This is a genomic window from Thalassospira sp. UBA1131, assembly GCF_002311515.1.
GTDB lineage: Bacteria > Pseudomonadota > Alphaproteobacteria > Rhodospirillales > Thalassospiraceae > Thalassospira.
Genome location: NZ_DCAO01000063.1, coordinates 14,770 through 19,243 on the forward strand (window position 1 = coordinate 14,770; position 4,474 = coordinate 19,243).

Genomic DNA, 4,474 nt, shown 5'->3' on the forward strand with positions numbered 1-4,474 from the left:
AGCTGCCATGGCAAAGGCAAGATCATCAAGAACCCGTGCAAATCCTGCCACGGTGTTGGTCGCGTCGAAAAGGAAAAGACCCTTCAGGTCACCATTCCGGCCGGTGTCGAGGACGGAACGCGCATTCGCCTGGCGGGCGAGGGCGAGGCAGGCACCAATGGTGCGCCTCCGGGTGATTTGTATATCTTCCTCGATATCGGGCATCACCGCTTCTTCCAGCGCGAGGGGGCCAACCTGTATTGCCGGATTCCGATCCCGATGGGCAAAGCCGCCCTTGGTGGCACCATCGAGGTGCCGACCATCGAAGGCACCCGCACCCGGATCAATATCCCGGCAGGCACCCAGTCCGGTCAGCAGCTTCGCCTGCGCGGCAAGGGCATGAGCATCCTGCGCTCGCAGGCGCGCGGGGACATGTTTGTCGAAGTCAGCGTTGAAACCCCGGTTAATCTGACAGACCGTCAGAAAGAACTGCTTGAGGAATTCGACGAGATTTCGCGCGAACAGGGGTCCAGCCCGGAAAGCGAAGGGTTCTTTTCCAAGATGAAGGAAATCTGGAAAGACCTGACCGACTAATTCTTGGTCTTTACGAGCCTGCCAATCGGCTTGAGGATATCAAACCCCGCCTTGTCATTTAGGCGGGGTTTTCTTTTGCCTGTCACACAGTCCATGGATGGGCCTTGATATAGTCGATGAAGGCGCGCAAGGGACTGGGAACCAATCGGCGATCCGGGTAATAAAGCTTTGGACCGGGAAATTGCAGCCACCAGTCTTGCAGGATAGGGACAAGACGTCCGTCATCAAGCCAGGGTTTCAGCCAGTCTTCAAACAGGTAAATAATCCCAGTTCCGGCAGAGGCCGCATCAATCGCAAGATCGGTTCCGCCGCCCGGCCGCACCAGAAGCGGTCCGCCCGGGTTGACTTCGATAAGTTCATCGCCGCGTTCGAATTCCCATTCCATGATGGCCCCACTGGGAAACCGACCACGGATGCAGGCATGTTCAAGCAGGTCACCGGGATGTTCGGGCGTCCCATGCATTTCAAGATAGGCAGGCGACGCAGCCAAAGCATAGCGTTGCGTAGCCGGGCCAATCGGAACGGCGATCATGTCAAGCTCAAGCGCCTCGTCATAGCGAATACCGGCGTCGCACCCTTCGGCGAGAACATCGACAAAGCTTTCCTCGGTTAATATTTCAACCCGGATATCGGGATATGCAGCAATAAAACCGGGCAGAATTTTAGGCAGTATCAATCGCGCGACCACAGTTGGCACATTAAGTTTCAGGTTGCCGACAGGCCGGTCGCGGAAACTGTTGACCACATCAAGGGCCAATTCCATCTCGTCAATCGCAGGTGACAGGCGGTTGAGCAATCCTTCGCCCGCTTCGGTCAGGGTGACGCTGCGTGTGCTGCGGTTAAAAAGCCGGACACCCAATTGGGCCTCAAGACGCCGGATTTGTTCTGACAGGCGCGATGCACTGCCGCCGCTGAGCCGTGCACCTTCGCGAAAACCGCGCGCACGCGCCACAGTGACAAAGGCCGTGATTGTTGCAAGATCAGGTTTCATTGTTCGATTATCCGTACAGCTTGTTCATATTGTAGCGGATTGTTGATCACTTGGACAATCGATAACCTCCGTGCATGTCCAATTTCCATTCGGCCAAGGAGGCTTTCATGAGTGATTTGAAACAGGCAGGTACGTTTACTATCGGTGATCATCAGGTAACGCGTATGGGCTATGGTGCCATGCAACTGGCGGGGCCGGGCGTATACGGTCCGCCCAAGGACAAGAGTGCAGCAATTGCTGTTTTACGAGCGGCGATCGAGGCGGGCGTTGATCACATTGATACCAGTGATTTCTACGGGCCGCACATCACCAACCAGCTGATTCGGGAAGCTCTTCATCCCTATCCGGATGATCTGACAATTGTCACCAAGATCAGTGCAAAGCGCGGTGAAGATGGATCGTGGCTACCGGCCTTGAGCCCGGAAGAATTGACCCGTGCCGTGCATGACAATCTGAGAAATCTTGGATTGGATGTCCTTGATGTGGTCAATTTCCGTTCGATGCATGGCCTTCATGGTCCGGCAGAGGGATCGATCGAAGAACAGCTTACCGTTTTGGCAGAACTGCAACAAAAAGGCCTGATCCGGCATATCGGTTTGTCAAACGTCACCGCCAACCAGATCGTAGAGGGTCGCAAGATTTGCGACATCGTTTGTGTTCAGAACCAATACAATCTGGCGCACCGTGAAGATGACGCATTGATTGATCAGTTGGCCGGGGATGGCATTCCCTATGTGCCATTCTTCCCGCTTGGAGGCTTTTCACCGCTTCAATCTGAGACGCTTTCCGGGGTTGCGGAACGACTGGATGCAACACCCATGCAGGTTGCCCTTGCCTGGTTATTGCAGCGATCATCCAACATCCTGCTGATCCCGGGGACCTCGTCGCTCGAACATCTTGCCCAGAATTTGGCGGCGGTGGACTTGGTCCTTCCGACTGATGCAATTGCCGAGCTTGATGGTATCGCAACCCGGACGTGATGCGGGTTTCGCGCAGCATCACCGGATTTTGTGTATTTCCGGTGATGCCATCACGGGCCAGCATGTGTTAAAGCAAACGCACGTATGAATTTGCTTGCCCGGAGGAGACCGGAAATGAAGATCGGGATTGTTGGATGTGCTGGCCGTATGGGTCGGATGTTGGTCAATGAAACGGCCAAGACCAAGGGCTGTGAGGTTGGTGGCGGCACCGACCTGCCCGGAAGCCCGTTCATCGGCAAGGACGTCACCCTGATCGCCGGTCTTGAAGAAAGCGGCGTTGTCGTCGGCGATGATCCCAAGGCACTGTTTGAAGCGGTTGATGCGGTGATCGATTTCACCGCCCCGGCAGCGACCATGAAACACGCGAAACTGGCGGCAGAAACCGGCACCATCCTTGTGATCGGCACCACCGGGCTTTCCAACGATCAGAAGGACGAGTTGAAAGTTGCTGGCAAGAAGGCCCCGATCATCTTTGCGCCGAATATGAGTGTCGGTGTGAACCTTGCCTTCGCATTGGTCGAGAAGGTGGCAAGCATCCTTGATAAGGACGTGGCCGACATCGAAATCGTTGAGATGCACCATAAACACAAGGTCGATGCCCCGTCGGGTACCGCGCTTGGCCTTGGTGAAGCCGCCGCCAAGGGGCGTGGGGTTAATCTGGATGATGTTGCTGTCCGATCGCGTGATGGCCACACAGGTGCGCGTGAAGACGGCACCATCGGCTTTGCAACACTACGCGGTGGCGATGTGGTTGGCGATCACACGGTTGTCTTTGCCTGTGAAGGCGAGCGGATCGAGATTACCCATAAGGCATCCTCACGCGAAGTCTTTGCCAAGGGGGCGGTTCGCGCCGCCAAATGGGCCGAAGGCAAGGCACCGGGGCTTTATTCCATGCGTGAAGTTTTGGGACTTTAAGCGCCCAGAACGTCAAAGCTGATCCTTTAAAAAAAAAGACCCCGCTGCAGAGTGTTGCAGCGGGGTCTTTTGCGTTTGATATACGCCTAAGTTAGTGCGCGTCGGCCCAGCTATCCCCGATGCCGGCATCGGCAATCAGCGGTACGGACAGGTGGGCGGCGTTTTCCATGACTTCGCGGATGGTTTTGATCGCCTTTTCGGCTTCGTCTTCCGGGGCCTCAAAGATCAATTCATCGTGGACCTGAAGCAGCATGCGGGTTTTGAGTCCCGCATCAACCAAGGCACCTGGCACCGCAATCATCGCGCGTTTGATGATGTCGGCTGCACCGCCCTGAATGGGCGCGTTGATCGCGGCACGTTCGCCAAAGCTTCGGCGCATGCCGTTTTTGTCGTTGATGCCGTTGATATGGATATGGCGGCCAAACAGGGTGCGGACAAAGCCGTGCTTTTTGGCGAATTCCTTGGCCTCGTCCATGTAATCGCGGATGCCTGGATAAATCTCGAAATAGGCTTCGATGAATTCCTTGGCTTCCTTCTGGGCGATGCCAAGCTGGTTGGCGAGACCAAAGGCCGAAATGCCATAAATGATGCCGAAGTTGATCGCCTTGGCCTTGCGACGGACCATCGGGTCCATGCCTTCGATCGGGACGCCAAACACCTTGGATGCGGTTGCGGCGTGGATGTCCTCGCCATTTTTAAACGCCTCGCGCAGGGCGTCGATCTCGGCCACGTGGGCCAGAAGGCGCAATTCAATCTGCGAATAGTCGGCAGAAATCAGTTTGTGACCGGGCTCGGCGATAAAGGCTGTACGGATTTTCCGGCCTTCTTCGCTTCGGATCGGGATGTTTTGCAGGTTCGGGTCATTTGATGACAAACGCCCGGTATTGACGTTGGTTTGCCCGTAACTGGTGTGCACGCGGCCCGTATTGGGGTTGATATGGTGGGCCAGCGCGTCGGTATAGGTGCTTTTAAGCTTGGAAAGCTGACGCCATTCCAGAAGCTTGGCCGGAAGGTC

At 55.9% G+C, this 4,474-nt stretch carries 5 protein-coding genes; 3 read left to right on the plus strand and 2 right to left on the minus strand.

Going from position 1 to position 4,474, the window contains the following annotated elements; genetic code table 11:
• On the plus strand, positions 1-573 hold a 573-nt coding region (locus B3Z49_RS09530), incomplete at its 5' end, for a DnaJ C-terminal domain-containing protein (protein ID WP_296990354.1).
• A gap of 82 nt (positions 574-655) precedes the next feature.
• On the opposite strand, the gene B3Z49_RS09535 is transcribed toward B3Z49_RS09530, so the two are convergent.
• Entirely contained in the window at positions 656-1,564 is a 909-nt protein-coding gene (locus B3Z49_RS09535; protein WP_296990356.1) for a LysR family transcriptional regulator, read from the minus strand.
• 107 nt (positions 1,565-1,671) lie between these two features.
• Here B3Z49_RS09535 and B3Z49_RS09540 point away from each other — a divergent pair, with 107 nt between their 5' ends.
• Both B3Z49_RS09540 and dapB read left to right on the plus strand, forming a co-directional pair.
• On the plus strand, positions 1,672-2,544 hold the full coding sequence (locus tag B3Z49_RS09540; protein WP_296990357.1) for an aldo/keto reductase family oxidoreductase: 873 nt from the start codon (positions 1,672-1,674) through the stop codon (positions 2,542-2,544).
• Positions 2,545-2,658: 114 nt separating this feature from the next.
• Entirely contained in the window at positions 2,659-3,459 is an 801-nt protein-coding gene (dapB, locus tag B3Z49_RS09545; protein ID WP_008888677.1) for a 4-hydroxy-tetrahydrodipicolinate reductase, read from the plus strand.
• Positions 3,460-3,550: 91 nt separating this feature from the next.
• Here the strand turns inward: dapB and B3Z49_RS09550 are convergent.
• Positions 3,551-4,474 (minus strand): DNA polymerase (locus B3Z49_RS09550; protein WP_296990358.1); only part of this gene is annotated, 924 nt, incomplete at its 5' end.